Source organism: Streptomyces sp. WM6378 (genome assembly GCF_001279695.1).
GTDB lineage: Bacteria > Actinomycetota > Actinomycetes > Streptomycetales > Streptomycetaceae > Streptomyces.
Genome location: NZ_LGDD01000001.1, coordinates 46,968 through 71,309, shown reverse-complemented (window position 1 = coordinate 71,309; position 24,342 = coordinate 46,968). Strand labels below are relative to the sequence as shown.

Below are 24,342 nucleotides of genomic sequence, written 5' to 3'. Positions count from 1 at the left end.
GAGAGGCCTACTTTCCGTAGTACGCCCGGGTCATGAGCTCCTTCATGTCGTCGATCATCGGCATCCGCGGGTTGGCCGGGGCGCACTGGTCGGCGTAGGCGTTCATCGCCTGGACCGGCAGGGCCTCGATGAAGGCGGTCTCGTCCACGCCCTCCTCCTGGAAGGAGGCGGGAATGCCGCACTTGGCGCGCAGTTCCTCGACCGCGCGGGCGTAGGACTCGACGCCCTCCTCGGGGGTCGCGGCCGGCAGGCCCAGCATCTTCGCGATCTCCTGGAAGCGCTCCGGGGCCCGGTAGACCTCGGCCTTCGGCCACGGGGTGGCCTTGCCCGAGACCTGGCCGTTGTGCCGGATGACGTGCGGCAGGAGCAGCGCGTTGGTGCGGCCGTGGGCGACGTGGAAGGTGTTGCCGAGCGTGTGCGCCATGGCGTGCACCAGGCCCAGGAAGGCGTTGGCGAAGGCCATGCCCGCCACGGTCGAGGCGTTGTGCATCTTCTCGCGGGCCTCCGGGTCGCCCGCACCGTCGACGACGCAGCGCTCCAGGTTCTCGAAGATCAGCCTGATGGCCTGGAGGCAGAGGCCGTCGGTGTAGTCGTTGGAGTAGACCGAGACGTACGCCTCGGTGGCGTGGGTCAGGGCGTCGAAGCCGGAGTCGGCGGTGACCGTGGCGGGCAGGCCCATCGGGAGCACCGGGTCGACGATCGCGACGTTCGGGGTCAGCGCGTAGTCGGCCAGCGGGTACTTCTGGGCGGCCTTCGGGTCGGAGATGACCGCGAACGGGGTGACCTCGCTGCCCGTTCCCGACGTGGTCGGGATGGCGACGAGCTGGGCCTTCTCGCCGAGCGCCGGGAACTTGTAGGCGCGCTTGCGGATGTCGAAGAACTTCTCCTTCGTGTCCGCGAATTCGATCTCCGGGTGCTCGTACATCAGCCACATGATCTTGGCTGCGTCCATGGCCGAGCCGCCGCCGAGCGCGACGATCGTGTCGGGCCGGAAGTCGCGCATCATCGCGGCGCCCGCCCGGACCGTCGCCAGTTCCGGGTTGGGCTCGACGTTGTCGATGACCTGGAGGACGACCGGGCCGGGGCGGGCCTGGAGGATGTCGCTGACCTTCTGGACGAAGCCGAGCCTGCCCATCGTCTTGTCGGTGACGATGGTGACCCGCTCCAGGCCGTCCATCTCGCCGAGGTAGCGGATGGAGTTGCGCTCGAAGTAGATCTTCGGCGGGACCTTGAACCACTGCATGTTGTTGTTGCGCCGTCCGATCCGCTTGATGTTGACCAGGTTGACCGCGGAGACGTTGTTGGACACCGAGTTGTGTCCGTAACTGCCGCAGCCGAGGGTGAGGGAGGGCAGGAAGGCGTTGTAGACGTCGCCGATGCCGCCGAAGGTGGACGGCGCGTTCACGATCACGCGGATCGCCTTGACCCGCCGGCCGAACTCCTCGGCGAGCTCGTCGTCCTCGGTGTGGATGGCGGCGCTGTGGCCCAGGCCGTGGAACTCGACCATCTGCGCCGAGAGTTGGAGGCCGTGCTCGGTGGAGTCGGCCTTGAGGGCGGCCAGGATCGGGGACAGCTTCTCGCGGGTGAGCGGCTCGCCCTCGCCGACCTCCGCGCACTCGGCGAGCAGGATCGAGGTGGTCGCGGGCACCTCGAAGCCGGCCTGTTCGGCGATCCACTGCGGCGACCTGCCGACGACAGAGGCGTTCAGCTTGGCGCCGCCGCAGTTGTTGGCGAAGGCCGTGGTGCCGAAGACGAATTCCTCCAGCTTGGTCTTCTCGGCCGCGCTCAGGACGTACGCGCCGAGCCGCTCGAACTCCGCCAGGCCCCGCTCGTACACCTCCTTGTCGAGGATGACGGCCTGCTCGGAGGCGCAGATCATGCCGTGGTCGAAGGACTTCGACAGGACGATGTCGTGCACGGCCCGGCCGAGCTTGCCGCTCCTGGTGACGTACGCCGGAACGTTGCCCGCGCCGACGCCGAGGGCGGGCTTGCCGCACGAGTAGGCGGCCTTGACCATGGCGTTTCCGCCGGTGGCGAGGATGGTGGAGACGCCCTCGTGGTTCATCAGGAGCCCGGTGGCCTCCATCGACGGCTCGGCGATCCACTGCACACAGCCCTCGGGCGCCCCGGCCTCGATCGCCGCGTCCCGCACCACGCGGGCGGCCGCGGCCGAGCAGTTCTGCGCGGAGGGGTGGAAGGCGAAGACGATCGGGTTACGGGTCTTCAGGGCGATCAGCGCCTTGAAGATGGTGGTCGAGGTGGGGTTGGTGACCGGGGTCATCGCGCAGATGACGCCCACCGGTTCGGCGATCTCGGTGATCCCGTTCAGCTCGTCGCGGCCGATGACGCCCGCGGTCTTCAGGCCGCGCATCGAGTTGACGACGTGCTCGCAGGCGAAGAGGTTCTTGACGGCCTTGTCCTCGAAGAGGCCGCGGCCGGTCTCCTCGACGGCGAGCCGGGCCAGTTCGCCGTGCTCGCTCAGCGCGGCCAGGGAGGCCTTCTTGACGATGTGGTCGACCTGCTCCTGGGTGAACGTCTCGAACCGGCCGAGCGCCGAAAGGGCCCCCCGCACCAGTCCGTCGACCATGACCTCGGCGGTCGTGACGTTCTCGGCGTTCTTGGCCTCCATGGCAGGAACTCCTTCTTGTCGAGCGCTACGAGCATTGCGAGCGTTTGCGATGCCTTTTCCGATGTCTCAATTCGACACCTTTGCACCGCGCTCGCGGGCCCGACAAAGCCCTGTTCCTGGGGGCCGAATGTCCCTTCAAGTGATCGGGCGTCATGGAAAACATGCCCTTGAGCTGGGCATATGAGTGAGGACTTTAGACCCATGCGCGCTTGTGAAAGCTTTCACAAGTTTTTCTGAGTGTCATTTCCTGCGTCACCGATCTCCGAATGCGCCTGCGCCGGGGGCACTTCCGGCGTGACGGGCGCCGGAGGGACTTCCGGCGTGGCCGGTGCCGTCGGCTCCGTCGGCAAGGGGGCGGCGCGTTCCAGGAACCTCAGGAGTTCCACCGGGAACGGAAGCACCAGCGTCGAGTTCTTCTCGGCGGCCACCGCCACCACGGTCTGCAGCAGCCTCAGCTGGAGGGCGGCCGGCTGCTCCGACATCACGCCCGCCGCCTCGGCCAGCTTCTTCGAGGCCTGGAGCTCGGCGTCCGCGTTGATGACCCGGGCCCGCCGCTCACGGTCCGCCTCCGCCTGGCGGGCCATCGAGCGCTTCATCGTCTCCGGCAGCGACACGTCCTTGATCTCGACCCGGTCGATCTGCACGCCCCAGCCGATGGCCGGGCTGTCGATCATCAGCTCCAGGCCCTGGTTGAGCTTCTCCCGGTTGGACAGGAGGTCGTCGAGGTCGCTCTTGCCGATGATCGAGCGCAGCGAGGTCTGCGCCATCTGCGAGACCGCGAACTGGTAGTCCTCGACCTGGATGACCGCGTCCGCCGGGTCGATCACCTTGAAGTAGATCACCGCGTCCACCCGGACCGTGACGTTGTCCCGCGTGATGCCGTCCTGTGCGGGCACCGGCATCGTCACGATCTGCATGTTCACTTTCCGCAGCCGGTCGACGAACGGAAGGATCATCGTGAAGCCCGGCCCGCGCACCGAATCCGTCAGCTTGCCGAGCCGGAAGACCACTCCTCGCTCGTACTGCTTGACGACCCGCGCCGCCGCCAGCGCATAGACGACACCGGCGGAACCCACGGCGATGCCCGCCGCCACCAGCTCCTCGACCATCACGGCCCCCAAGGGTCCGAATCGGACGTGTACCTCGACGGTAACTCCGCCGCTCTCCCAAGGGGAGACCCCGTCGGGCCCCGCCGCGCGAGTCGGCTGCGGCCGCACGGGCGACGAGGCGGCGGTCAGAGCCCTGACCGGGTGAGGGGGCCACGGTGCGGGACCGGGTGCGCACGGCCGACGGGCGGATTCTCACGGTGGAACGGTCCGGGGACCCGCTGGGCAGCCCCGTGTTCCTGCTGCACGGCACACCCAGCAGCAGGCTCGGCCCCGCGCCCCGCAGCATGGTGCTCTACCACCGTCGCATGCAGGTCATCGCCTACGACCGGCCCGGCTACGGCGGCTCCGACCGGCTCAAGGGGCGCCGGGACGCCGACGCGGCGCGGGACGTCGAGGCGATGGCGGACCGTTACGGGCTCGAACGCTTCGCGGTCGTCGGCCGCTCCGGAGGCGCCCCGCACGCGCTGGCCTGTGCCGCGCTGCTGCCCGAGCGGGTCACCCGGGCCGCCGCCCTGGTCACCCTCGCGCCGCCGGACGCCGAGGGGCTCGACTGGTTCGAGGGCATGGCCGCTTCCAACGTCCGCGCCTTCTCGACGGGCGTCGCCGACCCGGACGAGATGGCCGCATGCTTCATCGCGCGCTCGGCGCGCATCCGCGAGAACCCGGTGCAGCTCCTCGACGACCTGCACAAGGAGCTCACCCACGCCGACCGCATGGTGGTGAAAGACGCCGGGATCCGCTCGATGCTGCTGCGCAACTACCAGGAAGCGCTGAGGACTTCGGCGTACGGCTGGATCGACGACGCGCAGCGACAGCATCGTGTGGCGGAGCCCGGTGGGATCGGCGGAGGCCGCGGCCTGCCAAACGCCCATCGCCCGGGCCGACTTGAGGTAGGCGGCCGAGAGCACCACCACGGTCCGCCCGTTGTCGGCGGCGGGCTCGGTGCGCTCGGGCGCCGGGTCGGAGACGTCGCGCGGATGGACCCGGAACCCGGCCCGGCTCAGGACCGCCTCGCGCAGGGCCGCCCTGCGCGCCCCGCGCAGCAGGGCCAGGGCGAGCGGCTCGTCCGCGAGAGCGACGAGACCGACGGGAAGGCCGCGCGCGCCGAAGCCGTGCCGCCCCCACCGGCTCCGCTCCGTGGGCGAGCGGGGTGAGCGTGGTGATCGCGTCGGCGTACCGCGGAACCCTCTCGGCGAAGCGCGCGGGCCCGGGCCAGCCGACGGCCCCGCTCCCTCGCCTCGCGCGGCCCCGATCGGGGCAGTACGGGGCTGCCGAAGCAGTCGCGGTACGGGTCGAGGTGGCGCGGGCGGAGCAGCACACCGTTGGTGTGGATGCGCAGATCGAGCTCGGCGACGGGTGTGACGGCGGCGGTCAGCACCTCGCAGACCCGGCGCAGCCGCTCGGGCCCGGCGAGCAGCGGTTCGCCGCCGTGCAGAATCACCGAAACGGAACTCAGGCGGTGCTTTTCGGCGTGCTCGGCCAGCCGTCGGGCGGTGTGCGAAATGACGTCGTCGGAGATCGTTCTGGGCTGCTGCCGCCGGCTCTGGTCTGCGGCTTCGTACACATAACAATGGTCACAGGCCAGGTCGCACCTGCTGTGCACCTTGAGTACGATCTCGCGGAATGGGACCAGCGGTCCTGTCATTCCACCAGTTTAGCGAGGGCGGGAATTCGGGCACCCGGCCCGGGAGTTCTCCGGGAATGCCCCGGAGCCCTCGCCCTGCCCTGTCGCCCCATGGCTCCCACCGGGCGCACCCGGCAGGGCCGACCATCAACTCCCATGCAAGAGCGCCGAGTTGAAGGTGGCCACCGCGACCGGGCGGCGACCTTCCCGAGGGGCCAGGACCCTGCTGAGGCTCCTTTCGGAGGTTCGGTCCCCGGCCTTCGCGGCCAGTTCGGCCAGCGGCACCCGGTCCTTCTTCACGGCGGCGAATGAGGGTGAATTTGCTCAATTTACGGTGGGGTTCACGTTCACCCCTGGGGTGAGTGATAACCGCACGTGGACAGTGGCACCGGCACATGCACCGTTGCAGTACCGGCGGGACGACTTTACTCTCATCCCAACCAGTGGATGGAGCACGCAAACAGAACGCACACCTGCCATCCCTACGAAAGAATGAAGGCAAAACCGCAGACGGGGGTGCATGTGACGGCGATTCCCGGCCCATTGCAGAGCATGGTCTTCCGGAACGCGGATCTGCCGGGCCTCTTCCACCACGCGGACGCGCTGGCGATCGGCCGGCAGCAGTCGGCGGTCAAGCTGACCCGCACCCAGCTCTCGCTCCTCGTCGTCGGCGCGCTCGCGGCGGCGCTTCCGCAGGTCCGGGTCGGCGAGGACTTCCAGGTACTCGGCGCGCTGAGTGCGCTCGCCTACGCGGGAGTGCTGCTCGCGAGCTTTGGGGCGGCCCGCCGGCACGCCGCCTCGCACTGGCAGCTCAACCGTTCCGCCGCCGAGTTCATCAAGTCGATGTGCTGGCGCTACGCCGTTCACGGCGCCCCCTTCGACCTCAACGCTCCCGACCCGGACGCCCTGTTCGTCACCCGCGTCGAAGAGGGCCTGCGGGAGCTGAAGAAGGTCGGCTGGCGCGACCCCCGCGAGGACGGCGAGCTCGCTTCGGGAGGGCTTGTGACCGCGAGCATGCGGGAGTTGCGGGGCAAGTCGTTCAACGTGCGCAAGGAGACATACGTACGCGACCGGCTCATCGAGCAGCGCAACTGGTACCGGCGCCGCCAGGAGACCTCGCGGCGCGCGACCAGGCTGTGGTCGACAGCGATCACACTGTTGACCCTTCTCGCCCTTTTTTCCGCAACTCTCCAAACCTTCTCGGTCGCGGAGAAGGTAAACATGGCAGGTGTTCTGTCAGCATCGGCCGCGGCCTGTCTCGCCTGGAGCGAGATCCGCCGCCACCAGCCCCTGATCTCGGCACATTCGCTGGTCGAGCAGGACCTGATGGAGATGCACGTGGCGATGGAGAACATGGTGACCGAGCGGCAGTGGCCGCAGGCCGTGTACGAGACCGAGCGGATCGTCTCGCCGCAGCACACGGACTGGCTCGCCCGGCTGCGCAGTTGACCCCCCCTCGCCCCGGGCCCGCGTCACGCCCTGCGGCTGCCGTCCCGCCAGATGACCGTGACGGGCCTGCCGAGGCTGCGGGCGTACTGCACGATGTCGCCGGTGCCTCCGAGGCCGCGGGCCGGCAGGCCGTCCCAGACGGCGACCAGCCGGTCGCAGTTGTCCGCGATGTAGGCCCCGGCCGCGTAGTAGGCCTCGTCCGTGGAGTGCGGGTAGCCGAGCGCGATCTCCTGGCTGGCGCGCCGCTTCAGGCCCCGGTAGCGGGCCAGTTCGGCCGCGTCCGCGAAGCCCGTCTCGTAGTCGCCGCTCGGGATCACCACGGTGAGGGCGGCGCCGCAGTCCAGGGCGATGTCGGCGAAGAGCTGGTCGGCGCCGGTGGCCAGGCTGGACAGCGCCTCCAGGGAGCCCTCGTGGCCGCCGAGCAGGGCGCGCAGCCGGTCGCGGATCTCCTCGAAGGCGTCGGGCGGGATGTCGCGGTGACCGGTCACTCCGATGCGCTTCAATGCGTCTCACCCCGTGTGTCCGGCGCCGGTCACTGACGGACCTGTTCTACGTCGTGCCCTTGCACATCCTCTCAAAACAGCGCATCGCGTCCAGCCGGAAACCCCCGTCCGGTTCGCCCGGGCGGGGGCCTTGGCCTGCGGTCGGCCGACGTTCAGTGACGCATCGTCAGAAGAGGGTCACACCATAGGCGTTCATCGCTTCGACCACCGGCTGGAAGAAGGTCGTTCCGCCGGAGGTGCAGTCGCCGCTGCCGCCCGAGGTGAGGCCGAGGGCGGTGGAGCCGGCGTAGAGCGGGCCGCCGGAGTCGCCGGGCTCGGCGCACACGGTGGTCCTGATGAGGCCGGAGACGATGTCGCCGTTGCCGTAGTTGACCGTCTGGTTGAGCGCGGTGACCTTGCCGCTGTGCACGCCGGTGGTCGAACCGCGCCGGGTGACCGTCTGGCCGACCGTCGGGTTGGCTGCGCTGGAGATGTGCTGGCTGCCCACGGCGCTCGGGTGCGCGAGGGAGGTGTTGGTGTACTGCACGAGACCGTAGTCGTTGCCCGGGAAGCTGGTGCCCACGGTCGGGCCGATGCTCGTCGAGTGCGACGAGTTGGTGTAGTAGTTCGGCTTGCCCTGGGTGCAGTGACCGGCCGTCAGGAAGTAGTAGGTGGAGCCCTTCTTGACGTTGAAGCCCAGCGAGCAGCGCCAGCTGGTGGTGTAGATGGCGTCGCCGCCGGAGAGCAGCTTGGTGAACTTGCCCGGGGTCCGCTCGATGCGCAGGGCGCCCGCGTTGGCCCCGGCCTCGCGCTTGATCTTCGCCAGGCCGGCCGCCGAGACGGTCGAGTCGGCGGTGACGACGACCTCGCCGGTCGCGCTGTCCACGCTCCACGCGGTTCCGGCGACGTCCGCTCCGCGCACGGCGTCGCTGGCGGCGGTCAGGGCGGCGACGCCGAACGTACGGGCCGGGGTGGCGCTGGCGTTGGGGACGGCTATGGCCACCGCGGCGAGCAGGCCGGTGGCGACGGCGGCCAGCCTGGTGCGTCTCGCGAGACCGGTGGGGGGTGTGGGGGTGGTGCGCTTGATCCTCACTTCTGTTCCTCCCGAGGGGAATCGAGGGGCCCGTGCAAGGGGGGACCCCGTGAGGCGCAGCCAAGGATTACGGCAGCCCAATAAGGCGCAAGCCGTGCTCCTGACAAGCGCTGCGGAGGAGTATTCGGGGGCCCGGCCGGGGCGCGCAAGAGCGCCTTCAGGCCGGGCCCCGCGAGGAGGCGCGCGCCGGGGTCAGCTGGTGCGGATGTTCCGCTCCCCCGCCGGGATGTCGATGGGGAGGGTGTTGCCCGGGGGCGGGAAGGGGCAGATGAAGTGATCGGCGAAGGCGCAGGGCGGCAGCTGCGCCCGGTTGAAGTCGACGGTCACCGTGCCGTCTTCGCCGGGCGCCTCGGGCCGCAGGAAGCGGAACCTGAAGGTGGACTTCCCGCTGGTCCCGTCGGCGAACACGGCCCACAGCGAACCGTCGGCCTCGACCGAGACCTGAAGGGTGTGCTCCTGCCCGCCGAGCGTGAAGGCGATCTCCCCCGCGAGTTCGAGCCCGCGCTCGACCCCGTCGGCGTTCGCCACCTTCACCTGCCGCCCCTGGTACGGGCGGAAGGTGCCGGGCAGCCGGAAGCGCTCCTCGTACGGGGTGGCGTCGATGCCCGCGAAGGCCTGCCGCGCCGGGGACTCGGGGTCCCACACCCGTACCGCCCAGAGCCCCTCGCGGCGCAGGACCACGAGCCTGCGGTCGCCCTGCGCGAGCCGGGACTCGGCGGCCGGCCCGACGTCGGCGCCGAGCCGCACCTCCCCCGTCAACAGAGCCCCGTCCAGGCGCAGTTGGCGCCCTTCGTCGGCACTGAGCACCACCTCGTCCCCGCCCTCCCGCCACCGGCCGAGCTCCTCGGGCACGCCGTCCGCGAGCCAGTGGGTGCCGGTCAGGGCGAGCGGTCCGTAGGGCGCGGAGACCGACGCGATGCGGTGCTCGTGCCACGTCTTCCAGTCGAGGGCGTGGTCGGACCGGGGGGCCTGCGGTGCTTGCGTGCTCATGCGATCAACCTTTCCATACCGGGGTGCGCAGTCCGAGGTGCGAGCGCAGCGTGGACCCGGTGTATTCCGTGCGGAACGCGCCGCGTTCCTGGAGCCGTGGCACCACCTGGTCGACGAAGTCGTCCAGGCCGCCGGGGGTGAGATGGGGTACGAGGATGAAGCCGTCGGCGGCGCCGCCCTGCACGAACGCGTCGAGCTCGGCGGCGACCGTGTCCGGGGTTCCGATGAAGGACTGGCGGCCGGTGGTCTCGATGACGGTCTGCCGGATGGAGAGCCCCTTGGCCTCGGACAGGGCACGCCACTTGGCGGCGATCTCCAAGGCGTTGGTGATCTTCACCCTGCCCTGGACCAGCGCGGAGTCCGGGTCGGGGTCGATGGCGGGCAGCGGCCCGTCGGGATCGTAGGCGGACAGGTCGAGGCCCCAGATCTGTTCGAGGGCGAGGATGGCGTTCTGCGGCGAGACCTGCTGGTGGCGGATTTCGGCGGCCTTCTCCTGGGCCTCGGCCGCGGTGTCGCCGAGCACGAAGGTGACCCCGGGCATGATCTTGAGGTCGTCGGGCTCCCTGCCGTACTGGGCGAGGCGCCCCTTCACATCGGCGTAGAAGGCGCGGCCCGCCTCCAGGGTGCCGTGCCGGGTGAAGATGACGTCGGCGGCCGAGGCCGCGAACTCGCGCCCCTCGCCGGAGTCGCCGGCCTGGATGACGACGGGGTGCCCCTGCGGGGAGCGCGGCACGCCGAACTTCCCCTCGATGGAGAAGTGCTGCCCGTGGTGGGCGAAGGGCCGCGGCACCCCGTCCGGCCCCCAGGAGTCCCACAACTCCCGCGCCGTGGCGACGAATTCGGCGGCACGGGTGTACCGGTCCGCCCGGTCGAGGAAGCCGCCGCGGCGGAAGTTCTCGCCGGTGAAGGCGTCGGGCGAGGTGACCACGTTCCACGCGGCCCGGCCGCCGCTGAGGTGGTCGAGCGAGGCGAAGCGGCGGGCGATCTCGTACGGCTCGTTGAAGGTCGCGTTCACGGTGGCGGCGAGCCCGAGCCAGTCGGTGACGGCGGCCAGCGCGTTGAGCAGGGTGATCGACTCGGGCCGCCCGACCACGTCGAGGTCGTGGATGCGGCCCTTGTGCTCGCGCAGCCGGAGCCCTTCGGCCAGGAAGAAGAAGTCGAACCTGCCGCGTTCGGCGGTCCGGGCGAGGTGCTCGAACGAGGAGAAGTCGATCTGCGACTTGGAGCGCGGGTCGGCCCAGACAGTGGTGTTGTTGACGCCGGGGAAATGGGCGGCGAGATGGATCTGCTTCTTAGCTGCGCTCATGGCGGCCTCCCCCTGCGGTGGCGTACTGGTTGACGGGCCGTGCCAGGCCCAGGTGTTCGCGGAGGGTGGCGCCCGGATAGAAGCGCCGCAGCAGACAGCGGTGCTGGAGGACCGGGACGGTGGCCTTCACGACGAGCGCGAGGTCGCGCTCGGGGTCGGCGAGGCGCAGGTGGAAGCCGTCGACGGCGCCCTCCTCGTACCAGTCGCCGATGAGGCCGGCCAGCTCCACGGCGTCGGCGGTGGTGGCAAGGGCCACCGGGATCGAGCCGAGCACCCGCAGCCGCTCGGGGTCCCGGCCGTGCGCGCGGGCCCGGTCCCGCAACTCCCCGCGCGCGGTGCGGGCGGCGAGCGGATCCTGGGTGCGTACGAGCGCGACGTCGGCGTGCCGGACGGCTGCGGCCCTCGGCTCGGCGGCGGTCGCGTCGACCACGGTGACGGGGTGCCCCTGGGGCGGCCGGGGCACGATGGCCGGTCCGCGCACCGAGAATCCACGCCCCTCGAAATCGACGTAGTGCAGCTTGTCGCGGTCGATGAACCGCCCGGTCGGCTCGTCGCGTATCTCGGCGTCGTCCTCCCAGGAGTCCCACAACTTGGCCGCCACATCGGCGACTTCGCGTGCCTCGTGCCACACCTCGGCTCTTCGGGCGGCCGGCCGCCGCCCGAAGAGCCGCGCCTCGGCCTCGGAGGTGGACACCTCGGGACTCCACCCGGCCCGGCCCCGGCTCACCCAGTCGAGGGTGGCCACGGCCGAGGACACGTGGAACGGCTCGGTGTGGGTGGTGTTCACGACCGGGACGAGCCCGATCCGCTCGGTGGCGGGCGCGACCCGGGACAACACGGCGAGCGCGTCGAGCCCGGCCCGGGAGAAGGAGTCCCCGAGCGTGACGAAGTCGAGCGTCCCCTGCTCGGCGAGGCGCGCGAGCCGGACGAAGTGCCCGGGGTCGTAATGCCCGGCCCCGTCGAGGGAGACGGCGAGGTGCACGGGGCCGCGGACCAGTGGTGCGGACATGGGTGAACCTTTCTGGAGGATGCGGGTCAGACCCTGGGGGTCCCCCCTGGACGAAGTCCTCGGGGGAGTTCGAGGAGCGGGGGTCCGAGGGCGGCGCCCCCAGACCCGGGTCACTTCGCGACCCTGGGCAACCCCCGCGGGTTGATCTCGGACCGCGGCACCGCCTCGGCGGAGAGCCCCCACCTCGCCAGTACCTTCGCGTAGGACCCGTCCTGGATCACGTGGTCCAGAGCCGCCGCGTAGGCGGCCACGAGCCCGCTCCCCTTCTTCGTCGTCGCGGCGATCTCCCCCTGGAGCCCCGCGCCGCCACCGGAGTACGTGCCGACGATCTCGGTCTGGCCCGCCGACGCCACGTGGTACGCGGCCGACGGGTTGGGCCCGAGGTAGGCGTCGATGCGCCCGGACTGGAGGGCGAGGTAGTAGTCCGTCGCCGTCTGGAAGTACTTGATGGACACGGGCTTGCGCCCGGCCTTCACGTTCTGCTCGCTCCAGTCGAGAAGGATCTTCTCCTGGTTGGTCCCTGAGGACACCGCGACGGTCCTGCCCGCCACGTCCTGCGGACCGCCGACCTTCCAACCGGAACCCTTCTTCGCCTCGAAGGCTAGCTGGTCCTTGCGGTAGGTCGCGAAGTCGTACTTGTCCTTGCGCTCCTCGGTGACGGTGACGTTGGAGAACACCCCGTCGAACTTGCCGCTGTCGAGCCCGACGAAGAGGTTCTCCCAGGAGACGGGCTGGAACTGCGGCTTCACACCGAGGGTGTCGGCGACCAGCGTGGCGATGTCGAGCTCCACGCCGATGGGCGTCTTGTCGTCGGTCGCGTAGAAGCTGAGCGGCGGCACCGACCCGGTGGCCACCCCCACGCTGAGGGTGCCCCGGTCGCGTACGCCCGCCGGAAGCTCGGCGGCGATCGCGTCGACCTTCTGCTCCCTGATGCGGTGCTGGTCGGGGCCGAGGTTGATGCCGGTGCCCTTGCCGCCCTTGGGCGCGACCTCGTCGGTCGCGGCGTCGCCCGTGCCGCAGGCGGTGAGGAGCCCGGCGGCGGCCAGCGTGGCGAGTGCGGCGGCGAGGGTGCGGCGCGAGAACACGTACGTACTCCTGAAACTGCTGGGAAGGGACATCACAGGACCTTCGAGAGGAAGGCGCGGGTGCGCTCGTGCCGGGGGGCGTCGAGCACTTCGGCGGGCGGGCCCTGCTCGACGATCGCCCCGCCGTCCATGAACACGACGGTGTCCGCGACCTCACGGGCGAAGCCGATCTCGTGCGTGACGACGATCATCGTGGTGCCGGAGGCCGCCAAGTCCTTGATGACGTCGAGGACTTCGCCCACCAGCTCGGGGTCGAGCGCGGACGTCGGCTCGTCGAAGAGCAGCAGCTTCGGTTCGAGGGCGAGCGCGCGGGCGATGGCGACGCGCTGCTGCTGTCCGCCGGAGAGCTGCTTGGGGTACGCGTCCGCCTTGTCGGCGAGCCCCACCCGGGCGAGCAGCTTCTCAGCCGAGGCCACCGCGTCCTTCCGGGGCCGCTTCAGGGCCGCGACCGGCGCCTCGACGATGTTGTCGAGGACGGTGAGGTGCGGGAAGAGGTTGAAGTTCTGGAAGACGAAGCCGATCTGGGTGCGCTGCTTGAGGACGTCGCGCTCGCGCAGCTCGTACAGCTTGCTTCCGGACCGGCGGTAGCCGACGAGCGTGCCGTCGACGGTGATCCAGCCGCTGTCCACCTTCTCCAGATGGTTGATGGTGCGAAGGAGCGTCGACTTGCCCGAGCCGGACGGTCCGAGGACGACGGTGACCTCGCCGGCCCGGACGTCCAGGTCGATGCCCCGCAGGACTTCGAGTGGGCCGAAGCTCTTGTGCACGGACCGGACTTCGACCATGGAGGTGCTCATCGCACGGCCCCCTTCGCGTAGTGGCGTTCGACGTAGTGCTGGAGGACGGAGAGCACGGTGGTGAGGAGCACGTACCAGACGGTGGCGACCATGAGGAGCGGTACGACCCTGCCGTTGCGGCCGTAGATGACCTGGACCTGGTAGAAGAGCTCGCCGATCGCCATGACGGAGACGATCGAGGTGCCTTTGAAGAGCGAGATGATCTCGTTGGCGGCGTTCGGCAGGATCGAGCGCATCGCCTGCGGAAGCACGATCCGCCGGATCTGCCGCAGCCGCGGGATGCCGAGGGCGGCCGCCGCCTCCAACTGGCCGCCGTCGACGGCCAGTACACCGCCGCGCACGATCTCGGCCGCGTACGCCGCCTGGTGCAGGGCGAGCCCGAGGACGGCCGCGCTCATCGCGCCGACGAGCCCCACCGTGTCGAAGGTGAACAGGCCCGGCCCGAAGGGGACGCCGAACGACAACTCCTTGTACAGATAGGCCAGGTTGAACCAGAACAACAGCTGCACGATCAGCGGGATCGAGCGGAACGCCCAGATGTAGCCGAAGGCCACCGCCTTCAGGAACGGGCTGCCCGACAGGCGCATGAAGGCGAGGACGACGCCGAGTGCGAAGCCGAGTGCCGTTCCGTAGAAGGTGAGCTGAAGGGTGATCCAGACGGCCTTGAGGACGGTCTCGGTGGTGAAGAAGCGGGCGAAGACGTCCCACTCCCAGGCCGGGTTGGTGAGCAGCCCGTGCCCGAACTGGGCGACGAGCACGGCGGTGACGGCGACCGCGGCCCAGCGCCAGGGCCGGCGCACGGGCACCACTTCGAGCGAGGCGTAGTCGGGCCGCAGTGCGGGCGCGGCCGTGTCGAGGGGTGGATCGCTGGTGAGCGACATGGGGGTCCTTCGGGAAGGGGGTACGGGGACGGCGGTCAGGCGCTGAGGCGGCGACACGCGAGGTCGCGCAGGAAGGTCAGCGCGGCGCGGGCCGTGGCGTCGTTCTGCCGGAAGGCCGCACCTCCGGTGCGTGGCCTGGTGAACGCCCCCGACGCGCGCGCGACGGTGAACGGGCCGAGCGCGAACCGGCGCGGGTGGGCCCGGCCGTCGCGTCCGGTGACGCGCCCGTCGGCGGGGTCCACCTGGAGCAGGCCGGTATCGGCGGCGCCCGCACCCTCCTCGTACAGCGAGCGCAGCAGCGGGCTGCCGGGGCGTTCCGCGCTGGGCTCGGGCAGCCGGGCCTCGACGAGGGCCGCCGCCTCGATCCACTGCCCGGGCACGCTGGCGCTGCCCGCCCGGAAGACGCCCTTGGCCTCGTCGGCCTCGACGGTGACGCCCGCGCCGAGGAAGCGCACGATGCCCGCATCCGACAGCGCGAGCAACTGCCGGAGCCGGGGCCCGGGCGGCCCGGAGGCGAGGAAGCTGAAGAACCCGTGCCACCAGGCACCCACGTCCCCGACCCGCAACAGCTGCCCGTAGACCGAAAGCAACCCGAGAAAGACGGCCAAGTCCTCGCTGTGACCGGCATCATGACGCTGAGTCAGATCACCCCGGATGTAGGAACGAAGACCGTCCTGGAGGCTCTCGTACGAGGTGAAGCGGAGCCCGTCCAGCGGGTGGTCCAGGGCTTCGAGGTCGAGGCGGTCGGCGGGGTCGGGGACGGAGGCGGCGACGAGGGCCTGGAGTTCGGGACTGCCGGGGTCGGCGGCGGCGTACTTTTCCTCGAAGTCGGGCCAGTCGACCGCGGTGCGTTCGGGGTGGGCGGTGAACAGCCTGTGGTAGTGGGCGAAGCCCAGTTCCTTGTCGATCAGGGGCCAGAGGTCGCGCCGGAAGTCGGGCCGGTGCGGGCGGCTCAGGAGTTCGTCGACCTCGGCGGGGCCGAAGAAGCGGGGCAGCGGCGGACGTTCGCCGGTCCAGGTGTAGCCGATCTTGGAGTGGTAGGGCACCCCGCGCCGGGATCCGACGTGGAGGACGGGTTCCCGGCCGGAGGGGTGGTAGACGCCGTCCGCGTCATAGCGGCCGCCGCGGCCTTCGGTGAGCAGGGCCATGAGGTCGACGAAGGCGAGTCCGAAGCCGCGGACGATGACGGGTTGACCGGGGCGCAGGGGTGACAGGTCGCTGTCGGCGGTGAAGGCGGGCGGCAGGTGCACCAGTCCGTGCCGGTCGGCGAAGTCGGCCAACTCCCTTTGCTCTTCGTCGAGTTCGGCGTCCAGGTGGCCGAGGGTGAGCACCACCAGGTCGGCGACGAGGGGCTCGGCGCGGCCTTCGAGCCACACCCGCTGCCGCCCCTCGCGCGGCCCGCTGACACGCGTGGCGCGGGTGCGGTGCTCGTGCACGGTGACGGTGGCCGGCAGCGCGGCCACGGCGTCCTCGTACACCCAGCGCAGGTACGCGCCCTGCGCCCGCCGGGTGGGGAAGGTGCGGGCGTCCAGGCCGGACCATTCGGCGAGGGTGGGCCCCGGGCGCACCGGGCCGTCCTGCTGGACGGTGTCGTCGGTGAACATGGTGACGTCCTCGGCCATGGAGTTCATCCAAAGGAGCGGCGACTGGTCGGCCCGCCAGATCCGTCCGCCCCCTGCGGGATGCGGGTCCACCAGGTGGACGTCGAGGGCCCGGTCTCCGTACAGGCAAGGGATGTTGGCGGCGAGCCGCTCCAGGAAGCCGGTCCCCCGCGGACCGGCTCCCACCACCACGATGGACGCGTTCACCGGGCACTCGCCGAGCCGCGCGCGTAGTACCGCTCGACGTAGTACTGGCCGATGGACAGGAGCGAGGTCACCACGACGTACCAGATGGTGGCGACGAGGAGCAGCGGGACCACCTGGTAGGTGCGGTGGTAGACCAACTGCACGGAGTACAGAAGGTCGTTGACGGCGATGATGGAGACGATCGAGGTGCCCTTGAGGGTGCCGATCAGCATGTTTCCGGCGGGCGGCACGATGGCGCGCATGGCCTGGGGCAGCACGATGCGGCGCAGTCGGCGCCAGGGTCCGAGGCCGAGCGACTGGGCGGCCTCGATCTGGCCGCGCTCGACGGAGAGGATGCCGCCGCGCACGACTTCGGCGGCGTACGCGGCCTCGTGCAGGGTGAGCCCGACGACGGCGACGGTGACCGGGCCCATCAGGTCGACCGTGCGCACGCCGAGGATCTGCGGGTAGAGCGCCCCGATGTTGAACCAGAAGAGCAGCTGCACCAGGATCGGCGTCGACCGGAACAGCCAGACGTAGCCCCAACTCACCGCTCTCAGCACGAGGTTGGCGGACAGCCGCATGACCGCGAGCAGCGTGCCGAGCGCGAAGCCGAGCGCCATGACGGCGGCGGTGAGCCACAGGGTGAGCCAGAGTCCGCGCAGTACGGCGGTGGTGGCGAAGTACTCGGCGACCACGCCCCACTGGAAGGCCTCGTTGCGCACGACGGAGTGGAGCGCGAGACCGAGCAGCACGATGACGACAACTGCCGTGATCCGCTGGCCTGTTCGGCGCAGGGGAACGATGCGCAGGGTTTCGGGAGTGCCGTCCTCGGGAGCTATGGACGGGCTTTTGGACAGGGCGAGGGACATGCGAAGGCTCCGTGGATGCAGAGATCGAACACGGGATTGGCCTTCACGAACACATGGCGCGAGGTGATGCGGAACCGAGCCCCTCAGCACGGGTTCCGTTCCTGAGGCTATGCGCTGCATGCTGGAGGTTGTCAAGCTTGTCCGCACTGTGGGCGTTACGTCTCAACGTGGTTGACGCGGAAACGGATGCCTGTTCCACTTGGGCCATGCATCCGCAGCAGTGGCTGGTCACGCGCTCCCACATCGACTTCGGTCGAGTGTGGTCCTCTTCCTGTTGAGCTGACCCCCTGCACGGCCTGCCCTTCCGCGTCCCGCGCGCGCCGTCGCGCCGCGTCCCCGCGCCTTCACCTCACTGATCACTCGCGCACCCCTCCCCTCGCCGTACCTCAGTGCCCCCGTCGGCACTTCCGCCTGCCCGAAATCCCTGGAGCGCACCCCGTCATGAGCAGGTCCCCAAGCCTGAGCAGATCGCGCAACTACGCCGCGTTCGCCCTGATCACCGCCGCGGCACTCGGCCTCACCGCCTGCGGGTCAGGGGACCCGGCGGACGTTGGGGCGGCCGGCAACGCCGCGCCCGCCGGGCAGCGGGGAAAGATCCCCACCGCCGACGTGGTGTCGGCCGTCCACAAGGACGAGGCCGCGGCCGCGCTGCTGCCCGAGAGCGTCCGCAAGGCGGGCACCCTCACCATCGCCACCAGCGTCGGGACCCCGCCGGGGGCCACCTACCTGGAGGACGGGAAGACGGTGGCCGGGCAGGACGTCGACTTCGCGGACGCCGTCGCCAAGGTGCTCGGCCTCAAGCTGAAGCGCGAGGTGGCCTCGTTCGAGGTGATCCTGCCCGCGCTCGACAGCGGCAAGTACGACCTGGGCACGGGCAACTTCGGCGTCACCGACGAGCGCCGCAGGACCATCGACTTCGTCACCTACATCAACGACGGCCAGGGCTTCGCCGTCCGCAAGGACAGCAAGCTCACCGACGTCACCGACCTCGCCCAGCTCTGCGGGCTGAACGTGGCGACCGGCGCGGGCACCACGTTCGAGGCGACCCTGGAGAAGAACAGGGCCAAGTGCGGGGCCGCCGGCAAGAAGCCGTACGAGGTGCAGACCTACAGCGACCAGGGCGCGCTGTGGATCTCGCTCCAGCAGGGCCGCAGCGATGTCGTCATGTCGACGATCAACGGCCTGCGGTACGCGGTGGGCCAGCAGGAGGGCCTGAAGTTCCTCAACGAGTTCCACCGCCTGGACGTGGGCTTCGCCTTCAAGAAGGGCACCCCCCTGGCCCCCGCCTTCCAGGCCGCGGTGAACGACCTCAAGAAGGACGGGACGTACGACAGGATCCTGGCGAAGTGGGGCACGACGGGGTCGGGCATAGAGAGGTCCGAGATCTCACCGCCGGAACACAAGTAGCCATGCCGGGCACGCGTCTTGAGCGCCGCCGCACCGCCCCGTGCCCTCAAGGGGCGCGGGGCTGTGACATGGGCGGCCCCGCGGTGCGCCGCCAGTCGGCGCTCCGCCCGGCCTGAGCCTCCGTCAGAACCGAGGCGAACAGGGCCCGTCGATTCCGGACGCGGCTCTCCCCCGAGTGACGTTGGGCACCCCGCCCAGCGCCTCGTTCTTCAGTGCGGCAGGCATCGTATCGACGGATCCGTTCACCCGTACGAGCCCTGTGTCACTCATGTGGAGGGACATACATAATTTTGTTACGCCGGGCTTCACGTACCGGGCGTATCCCAGAGGATTCCTGACGAATCGCCACATGATCTGTGCCAGTACCGTCACGAATCACCTGCACGGCGACTATCCACTTGGCGCGGTATCCGCATCATGGACGACCATAGGGACACGAGACTGAAGAAGCAGCAAGAAGAAGACCGCAGTGAGAGGAGGCGTCCATGGGATCGGTGCGCAAGGCCAGTGCCTGGCTGGGGCTTGTCGAGGACAACGACGACCGCTACTACGACGACGAGTACACCGAAGGTGCCGCCGAGTCCGGCGAGGCCTGGGTGACCGACCCGCGGGTGCGGGTGGCCTCCGAGGCGGCCGAGGACCAGGGCCGCCGGATCGCCACCGTCACGCCGGACGGCTTCCGGGACGCGCGGGGCATCGGGGAACTGTTCCGCGACGGCGTCCCGGTCATCGTGAACCTGACGTCCATGGACGCCGGTGACGCCAAGCGCGTCGTCGACTTCGCGGCCGGGCTCACCTTCGGTCTGCGCGGCTCCATCGAGCGCGTGGCGACGAGGGTCTTCCTGCTGACCCCCGCCGACACCCAGATCGTCAACGGCGAGCCCGCCGGCCGCCGGACCGGCGGCTTCTTCAACCAGAGCTGAGTCGAAGATGCCCACCGGCCGGGGGTCCGGGGGCACCCCCGGGAAGACACGGCAATCAGAGCTGGGGCAGGGCGCTCGCCGGGGTCACCGGAACGCGTCGAGTCCGGTGAGCGCCTTGCCCAGCACCAGCTGGTGCATCTCGACGGTGCCCTCGTAGGTCAGCACCGATTCCAGGTTGGTGGCGTGCCGCATCACCGGGTACTCCAGGGAGATCCCGTTGGCGCCGAGGATGGTGCGCGAGGTGCGGCAGATCTCGATCGCCTCCCGCACGTTGTTGAGCTTGCCGAAGCTGACCTGTTCCGGCCGGAGCCGCCCCGCGTCCATGCGGCGGCCCAGATGATGGGCGAGCAGGATCCCCTTGTGCAGTTCGAGGGCCATGTCGGCGAGCTTGGCCTGGGTCAACTGGAAGCCGCCGATGGGCTTTCCGAACTGTTCGCGGGTCTTGGCGTAGTCGACGGCCGCTTCGAAGGAGGCGCGGGCCGCGCCCATCGCGCCCCACACGATTCCGTACCGCGCGTGCGAGAGGCAGCTGAGCGGGCCCTTGAGGCCGGTCACGTCGGGGAGTACGGCGTCGGCGGGCAGCCGCACCTCGTCCATGACCAGCTCGCTGGTGACGCTGGCCCGCAGCGACCACTTGTGCTTGATCTCGGGGGCCGAGAAGCCGGGGCTGTCGGTGGGGACCACGAAGCCGCGGATGCCGTCGTCGGTCTGGGCCCAGACCACCGCGACCCCGGCCACCGAACCGTTGGTGATCCACATCTTGCGGCCGTTCAGGACCCAGTCGGTGCCGTCCTTCTTCGCGTACGTACGCATCCCGGCCGGGTCGGAGCCGTGGTCGGGCTCGGTGAGGCCGAAGCAGCCGATGATCTCGCCCGCCGCCATCCCGGACAGCCAGCGCTGCTTCTGCTCCTCGGAGCCGAACCGCCAGATCGCGTACATGGCGAGCGAGCCCTGCACGGAGACGAGCGAGCGGATGCCGGAGTCGGCGGCCTCCAGCTCCAGGCAGGCCAGCCCGTACTGGACGGCGGTGGCGCCCGCGCAGCCGTAGTCGGTCAGGGACATGCCGAGCGCGCCGATCGAGCCGAGCTCCCGGGCCAGTTCACGGATGCCGGGCAGCTCGCCGTTCTCGTACCACTCGGCGATGTGCGGCAGGACCCGGTCGGCGGCCCAGGAGCGGACGGTGTCGCGGATCGCGAGGTCCTCGGGGCTCAGCAGGTCGTCGATGCCGAGCGGGTCGGCCGGGTCGAAGGGGGGCAGCTTGGAGGAAGGAGCGGACATGAGGGCGCCTCCGCGGCTCTCGCTCAACTAAAACTAGCAGTGTTAGTTATTACCTGAGCGCTGACGTTACGGGTCAGTGTCCCGTGCGTCCAGACTCCACGGTCGCCACATCGCCGGGCCGCGCCGGGGACGGCAGCTTCACGCTCAGCTGCTGTGCGTGGCGCGGCTCGGGTCCCAACGGGACCTCCGGCTCGGGTTCCCGCTCCTGCCCGGCCACCGAGCAGTCCATGATCCGCGGCAGCCGCAGCCCGGCCACCGCGCCGAGGAGCAGCAGCGCGGCGCTGACGAAGAGGGTGACGTGCAGACCGTGCACGAAGGAGGTGCGGGCCGCGGTGCGCAGCGCCTCGCCGGCCGGGCCGCCGAGGCGGCCGGCGACCTCGTAGGCCTCGCCGAGCGAGTTGGACGCGGCGGCCGACGCCGTGGCGGGGACCCCGCCGACGGATGCGAGGCCCGGTGCGTAGGCGGCGTTCATGACGCTGCCAAGGAGCGCGATGCCCATGCCGGCGCCGAGCTGGTAGGAGGTCTCGCCGATGGCGGCCGCGCCGCCGGCCCGCTCGGGCGGGGCCTCGCTGAGCATCGATTCGTACGCCGCGAAGAGCGTGGTCTGGAGCCCGAAGCCGAGCATGACGAACGAGACGATCATCAGCGACGGCCAGTCGGCCTGGCCCATCAGGACGAGCAGCAGCACGGCGCCCGCGGTCAGCGCGAAGCCCGTACAGACCATCCGGCGCGGGCCGAGCCTGCGCAGTGTGTACGAGCCGGTCGCGCCCGCCGCCATCGCGGCGAAGGTGAGCGGCAGCATGCGCAGACCGGTCTGGAGCGGGGAGAGCCCGAGGACGAGCTGGAGGTACTGGACGGCTATGAGCTCCAGGCCGACCAGGGCCAGCATGGCGACGATGATGCAGCCGACCGAGGTGGCGAAGGCGGGCCGGGAGAACATCCGGATGTCGATGAGCGGGTGCGCGCGGCGGCGCTGCCTGCGGACGAAGAGGATGAGCAGGGCGGTGCCGAGGCAGAGGGTGGCCAGGGTGCGGCCGTCGAATATGCCGTGTCCGGCGCCGAGCCGCTTCACGCCGAAGACCACGGCGAGTATGCCGCCGGCCGCCATCAGCGCGCCGAGCACGTCCCAGGGTCCGTCGGAGCTGCCCTTGGACTCGGGCAGGATCCAGCGGCCGAGCGGCAGGATCAGCGCCATCAGCGGGATGTTGATGAGGAAGACCGAGCCCCACCAGAAGTGCTGGACGAGGAAGCCGCCGAGGACCGGTCCGACGGCGGCGCCGATCGCGGCGACCGCCGTCCAGATGCCGATGGCGGTGGCCCGCTCGCGGCGGTCGGGGAAGACGACGCGCAGGATGGAGAGCGTGGCGGGCATGATCATCGCGCCGCCGATGCCGAGCAGCGCGCGGGCCGCGATCAGTACGGGCGCCGATTCGGCGAGGGCCGCCACCGCGGAGGCCGCGCCGAAGATCGCGTAGCCGAGCAGCAGGACCCGGCGCCGGCCGACCCGGTCGCCCAGGGTGCCGAAGAGGATGAGGAGGGCGGCGCAGACCAGGGGGTAGGCGTCGACGATCCAGAGGAGTTCCACGGAGCCGGGCCGCAGGTCCTCGGTGACCGAGGGGATCGCGACGTGCAGGACGGTGGCGTCGAGCGCCACGAACAGCAGGCTCACACAGAGGACGACGAGGATGACCCAGCGGTTGGCGCCGCCGGCGCGGACACCGGGTCGCGCACCGGTCATGGTCGTCCCTGTCATGTACGTACCTCCCAGTACTGCGGACCCTCCGGGTCCGGGACGGTGCGGTCGCGACGGACCGTGCCACCACCACTCTCGCGGTCGGTGGGCCCGGTGGACCAGTGACCAGCCCTCATCGGGATCCCCGAGGCCCGGCATCGACGGGCGAGTGATTCGTCAGACTACGCGAGTTCACCCATGTGGCGCGTGGTCCACCTCTCACGGCGAACGACGCCGAGGTGTGGCGTGCGCCACGCGGGGTCCACCCGTGGGGTGATCTTTACGCTCCGTGCTGGACCGGTGACCGAAGCATGAATTCCGCTCCCCCACCCGGCAAACGTAATTCCGATGGATACAAACAAGCCTTCCGGCCCCGAGTCGAATGAATAGAGGACAAGGCCCCGGGGTATTCCACGGCGCCCGGGAATAAAGGTGGGCGTGAGACATACTCCACATCACATCGTCATCACAAAGACCCCGGATCGGCCTGGGCGCTCACTCACTCGCTGTAACGTCGATTGAGTGCGTACTGACCGAATCTTCGCCCGCCTGGACCGGGAGCCCGAGCCACCGAAGATAGAGATCCCGCGGATGAGCCGTCACCGCGTGGTCCTCTTCGGCGCGACGATGGCGTTCTACCTCGCCATCGTCGTCGCCGTGCTGGGCTCCTCCTGGCTCGTCGAGCTGGACTGGAAGGTCATGCTGTACCGGCCGTACGAGCAGTGGCCGCAGCTGCACGCCTTCCTGGACTACTTCGTGGTCCTCGGCCAGCGCGGACCCACCGCGGTGATGGTGATGGCCTGGCTCGGCTGGCGCTCCTGGCGCCAGCACACACTCCGGCCGCTCCTGACCCTCGGGGCGGCCCTTCTGCTGCTCAACATGACGGTCGGTTCGGTCAAGCTCGGCCTCGGCCGGCTCGGCCCGCACTACGCGACGCAGATAGGGTCCGCCGAGCTCTTCGCCGGCGGCGACATATTTCCCTCGGGGCACACCGCCAACGCGGTCGTGACCTGGGGCATCCTCGCCTACCTCGCCACCACGCCGCGCGCCCGGCGCTGGCTCTCGGTCATTTCGGCCATGGTGGCCCTGGGGGTCGGCGCGACCACCGTCTACCTCGGCACGCACTGGGTGAGCGACGTGCTCCTGGGCTGGGCGGCCGGGCTGCTCATCCTGCTCGCCCTGCCCTGGTTCGAGCCGCTGATCGCCCGCGCGGAGGCCTTCGTCTTCGCCGTGCGCGAGAAGGTGCGCGAGCGCAGGCGGTCCCGCGCGAGCGTCCCGGCCCCGGTGCCCGCCCCAGCGGTGCCCGCGATGCCGCCCCAGCGCGGACACGACGAGGACGACGCCCCCGTGCGCGAGCCGGTCGGCGTCGCCGGCGGGCGCGGGAGCGGCCGGCCGCTCCCGGCCAGGCCCTACCAGCCGGCCCGTTCGGAGCGGCCCCCGGTCGTCCCCGCGGGCACCCGGCGCCCCCCGCACACCGAGCGGACGCCACGCACCGCCCCGGCCCGCCCCCTGGGCGGCTGACGGCCCCGCGGACGACCCGCACGGTACGCACACAGCACGAAGGCCCCCGGTGTTCACCGGGGGCCTTCGTCGTACTCGCGCTCGGGGCGGGCTCAGCCGTGCCAGCAGCGGGTCACGGTGCCGTTCTCGACCTCGAAGTTCAGCCGCCCCGCCAGATACTCCATGGTGATGATCGAGCCCGGCGGGAGCGACCTGACGGTGGACCAGCCGCGCGACCTGGCGAGCCGCTCGGCGCCCTCGGCGTCGAGGCCGACATAGGACTCGGGGGCGTCGTCGGGATGTGCGGGGTGGGACGGTATCGGTGCCATGCCACCCACCGTAGGCGTGCCGCCCCGACGACGGAAGCGGGGGCCGCCGAGCCCCGCGGG

20 protein-coding genes and 1 pseudogene are annotated in these 24,342 nt (G+C 70.5%); 5 read left to right on the top strand and 16 right to left on the bottom strand.

Annotated elements, in window-relative coordinates; all coding sequences use genetic code 11:
- Nucleotides 1-7: 7 nt before the first annotated feature.
- Complete coding sequence (adhE, locus tag ADK54_RS00320; RefSeq protein ID WP_078966035.1) at nt 8-2,629, bottom strand: bifunctional acetaldehyde-CoA/alcohol dehydrogenase; 2,622 nt, start codon at nt 2,627-2,629, stop codon at nt 8-10.
- Nucleotides 2,630-2,850: 221 nt separating this feature from the next.
- Nucleotides 2,851-3,738 (bottom strand): slipin family protein, encoded by an 888-nt coding sequence (locus ADK54_RS00315; protein WP_053723399.1) that lies wholly within the window; start codon nt 3,736-3,738, stop codon nt 2,851-2,853.
- Nucleotides 3,739-3,893: 155 nt separating this feature from the next.
- Here ADK54_RS00315 and ADK54_RS00310 point away from each other — a divergent pair, with 155 nt between their 5' ends.
- Nucleotides 3,894-4,892, top strand: coding sequence for an alpha/beta fold hydrolase (locus ADK54_RS00310; RefSeq protein ID WP_199826831.1), 999 nt, complete (start codon nt 3,894-3,896; stop codon nt 4,890-4,892).
- Between the two features lie 137 nt (nt 4,893-5,029).
- Here ADK54_RS00310 and ADK54_RS47100 read toward each other — a convergent pair.
- Nucleotides 5,030-5,383: pseudogene (locus ADK54_RS47100) on the bottom strand (radical SAM protein); the annotation flags it as partial.
- Between the two features lie 531 nt (nt 5,384-5,914).
- Here ADK54_RS47100 and ADK54_RS00305 point away from each other — a divergent pair.
- Nucleotides 5,915-6,811, top strand: a complete 897-nt coding sequence (locus ADK54_RS00305; protein WP_053723398.1) for a DUF4231 domain-containing protein — start codon at nt 5,915-5,917, stop codon at nt 6,809-6,811.
- A 23-nt stretch (nt 6,812-6,834) separates the two neighbouring features.
- Here the strand turns inward: ADK54_RS00305 and ADK54_RS00300 are convergent, their stop codons facing one another.
- The 10 genes from ADK54_RS00300 to ADK54_RS00255 form a co-directional block, all read right to left on the bottom strand.
- On the bottom strand, nt 6,835-7,314 hold the full coding sequence (locus ADK54_RS00300) for a hypothetical protein (protein ID WP_053723397.1): 480 nt from the start codon (nt 7,312-7,314) through the stop codon (nt 6,835-6,837).
- Nucleotides 7,315-7,480: 166 nt separating this feature from the next.
- Nucleotides 7,481-8,386 carry a S1 family peptidase gene (locus ADK54_RS00295; protein WP_053723396.1) on the bottom strand — a complete coding sequence of 302 codons (906 nt, stop codon included), beginning with the start codon at nt 8,384-8,386 and terminating at the stop codon, nt 7,481-7,483.
- A gap of 192 nt (nt 8,387-8,578) precedes the next feature.
- Nucleotides 8,579-9,376, bottom strand: coding sequence for a DUF1684 domain-containing protein (locus tag ADK54_RS00290; RefSeq protein ID WP_053723395.1), 798 nt, complete (start codon nt 9,374-9,376; stop codon nt 8,579-8,581).
- Nucleotides 9,377-9,380: 4 nt separating this feature from the next.
- Complete coding sequence (locus tag ADK54_RS00285) at nt 9,381-10,682, bottom strand: NtaA/DmoA family FMN-dependent monooxygenase (RefSeq protein ID WP_053723394.1); 1,302 nt, start codon at nt 10,680-10,682, stop codon at nt 9,381-9,383.
- On the bottom strand, nt 10,669-11,691 hold the full coding sequence (locus tag ADK54_RS00280; RefSeq protein WP_053723393.1) for an LLM class flavin-dependent oxidoreductase: 1,023 nt from the start codon (nt 11,689-11,691) through the stop codon (nt 10,669-10,671). Before ADK54_RS00280 ends, ADK54_RS00285 begins: the two co-directional genes overlap by 14 nt.
- Before the next feature lie 110 nt (nt 11,692-11,801).
- A complete protein-coding gene (locus tag ADK54_RS00275) occupies nt 11,802-12,809 on the bottom strand; it encodes an ABC transporter substrate-binding protein (protein ID WP_053723392.1) in 1,008 nt (335 codons plus the stop codon).
- A complete protein-coding gene (locus ADK54_RS00270; protein WP_053723391.1) occupies nt 12,809-13,573 on the bottom strand; it encodes an amino acid ABC transporter ATP-binding protein in 765 nt (254 codons plus the stop codon). Before ADK54_RS00270 ends, ADK54_RS00275 begins: the two co-directional genes overlap by 1 nt.
- A complete protein-coding gene (locus ADK54_RS00265; protein WP_053723390.1) occupies nt 13,570-14,454 on the bottom strand; it encodes an amino acid ABC transporter permease in 885 nt (294 codons plus the stop codon). The genes ADK54_RS00270 and ADK54_RS00265 overlap by 4 nt, the downstream gene beginning before the upstream one ends.
- Before the next feature lie 35 nt (nt 14,455-14,489).
- A complete protein-coding gene (locus tag ADK54_RS00260; RefSeq protein WP_053723389.1) occupies nt 14,490-16,262 on the bottom strand; it encodes an FAD/NAD(P)-binding protein in 1,773 nt (590 codons plus the stop codon).
- A complete protein-coding gene (locus ADK54_RS00255) occupies nt 16,259-17,113 on the bottom strand; it encodes an amino acid ABC transporter permease (RefSeq protein WP_053723388.1) in 855 nt (284 codons plus the stop codon). The genes ADK54_RS00260 and ADK54_RS00255 overlap by 4 nt, the downstream gene beginning before the upstream one ends.
- Nucleotides 17,114-17,554: 441 nt before the next feature.
- Between ADK54_RS00255 and ADK54_RS00250 the strand changes: the two genes are divergently transcribed.
- The gene (locus ADK54_RS00250; protein ID WP_420717247.1) at nt 17,555-18,520 is read left to right on the top strand and encodes an ABC transporter substrate-binding protein; all 966 of its coding nucleotides are present in this window, start codon (nt 17,555-17,557) and stop codon (nt 18,518-18,520) included.
- A 485-nt stretch (nt 18,521-19,005) separates the two neighbouring features.
- Nucleotides 19,006-19,443 (top strand): cell division protein SepF, encoded by a 438-nt coding sequence (locus ADK54_RS00245; RefSeq protein WP_053723387.1) that lies wholly within the window; start codon nt 19,006-19,008, stop codon nt 19,441-19,443.
- 84 nt (nt 19,444-19,527) lie between these two features.
- Here ADK54_RS00245 and ADK54_RS00240 read toward each other — a convergent pair whose 3' ends face one another.
- Together ADK54_RS00240 and ADK54_RS00235 are read right to left on the bottom strand one after the other, a co-directional pair.
- Nucleotides 19,528-20,721: an acyl-CoA dehydrogenase family protein gene (locus ADK54_RS00240; RefSeq protein WP_053723386.1), complete on the bottom strand. Its 1,194-nt coding sequence runs from the start codon at nt 20,719-20,721 to the stop codon at nt 19,528-19,530.
- Between the two features lie 73 nt (nt 20,722-20,794).
- Complete coding sequence (locus ADK54_RS00235) at nt 20,795-22,474, bottom strand: MFS transporter (RefSeq protein ID WP_078966034.1); 1,680 nt, start codon at nt 22,472-22,474, stop codon at nt 20,795-20,797.
- A 501-nt stretch (nt 22,475-22,975) separates the two neighbouring features.
- Between ADK54_RS00235 and ADK54_RS00230 the strand changes: the two genes are divergently transcribed.
- Nucleotides 22,976-23,974 carry a phosphatase PAP2 family protein gene (locus ADK54_RS00230; protein ID WP_053723385.1) on the top strand — a complete coding sequence of 333 codons (999 nt, stop codon included), beginning with the start codon at nt 22,976-22,978 and terminating at the stop codon, nt 23,972-23,974.
- A gap of 92 nt (nt 23,975-24,066) precedes the next feature.
- Here the strand turns inward: ADK54_RS00230 and ADK54_RS00225 are convergent, their stop codons facing one another.
- Nucleotides 24,067-24,282 carry an I78 family peptidase inhibitor gene (locus tag ADK54_RS00225; RefSeq protein ID WP_053723384.1) on the bottom strand — a complete coding sequence of 72 codons (216 nt, stop codon included), beginning with the start codon at nt 24,280-24,282 and terminating at the stop codon, nt 24,067-24,069.
- Between the last annotated feature and the right edge of the window lie 60 nt (nt 24,283-24,342).

Coding starts and splice junctions, on each gene's coding strand:
- ADK54_RS00240 (WP_053723386.1), bottom strand. CDS start 20,721: ATGTCCGCTCCTTCCTCCAAGCTGCCCCCCTTCGACCCGGCCGACCCG.
- ADK54_RS00245 (WP_053723387.1), top strand. CDS start 19,006: ATGGGATCGGTGCGCAAGGCCAGTGCCTGGCTGGGGCTTGTCGAGGAC.
- ADK54_RS00285 (WP_053723394.1), bottom strand. CDS start 10,682: ATGAGCGCAGCTAAGAAGCAGATCCATCTCGCCGCCCATTTCCCCGGC.
- ADK54_RS00235 (WP_078966034.1), bottom strand. CDS start 22,474: ATGACAGGGACGACCATGACCGGTGCGCGACCCGGTGTCCGCGCCGGC.
- ADK54_RS00270 (WP_053723391.1), bottom strand. CDS start 13,573: ATGAGCACCTCCATGGTCGAAGTCCGGTCCGTGCACAAGAGCTTCGGC.
- ADK54_RS00275 (WP_053723392.1), bottom strand. CDS start 12,809: ATGTCCCTTCCCAGCAGTTTCAGGAGTACGTACGTGTTCTCGCGCCGC.
- ADK54_RS00255 (WP_053723388.1), bottom strand. CDS start 17,113: ATGTCCCTCGCCCTGTCCAAAAGCCCGTCCATAGCTCCCGAGGACGGC.
- ADK54_RS00265 (WP_053723390.1), bottom strand. CDS start 14,454: ATGTCGCTCACCAGCGATCCACCCCTCGACACGGCCGCGCCCGCACTG.
- ADK54_RS00250 (WP_420717247.1), top strand. CDS start 17,555: ATGAGCAGGTCCCCAAGCCTGAGCAGATCGCGCAACTACGCCGCGTTC.
- ADK54_RS00315 (WP_053723399.1), bottom strand. CDS start 3,738: ATGGTCGAGGAGCTGGTGGCGGCGGGCATCGCCGTGGGTTCCGCCGGT.
- ADK54_RS00280 (WP_053723393.1), bottom strand. CDS start 11,691: ATGTCCGCACCACTGGTCCGCGGCCCCGTGCACCTCGCCGTCTCCCTC.
- ADK54_RS00290 (WP_053723395.1), bottom strand. CDS start 9,376: ATGAGCACGCAAGCACCGCAGGCCCCCCGGTCCGACCACGCCCTCGAC.
- ADK54_RS00225 (WP_053723384.1), bottom strand. CDS start 24,282: ATGGCACCGATACCGTCCCACCCCGCACATCCCGACGACGCCCCCGAG.
- ADK54_RS00305 (WP_053723398.1), top strand. CDS start 5,915: ATGGTCTTCCGGAACGCGGATCTGCCGGGCCTCTTCCACCACGCGGAC.
- adhE (WP_078966035.1), bottom strand. CDS start 2,629: ATGGAGGCCAAGAACGCCGAGAACGTCACGACCGCCGAGGTCATGGTC.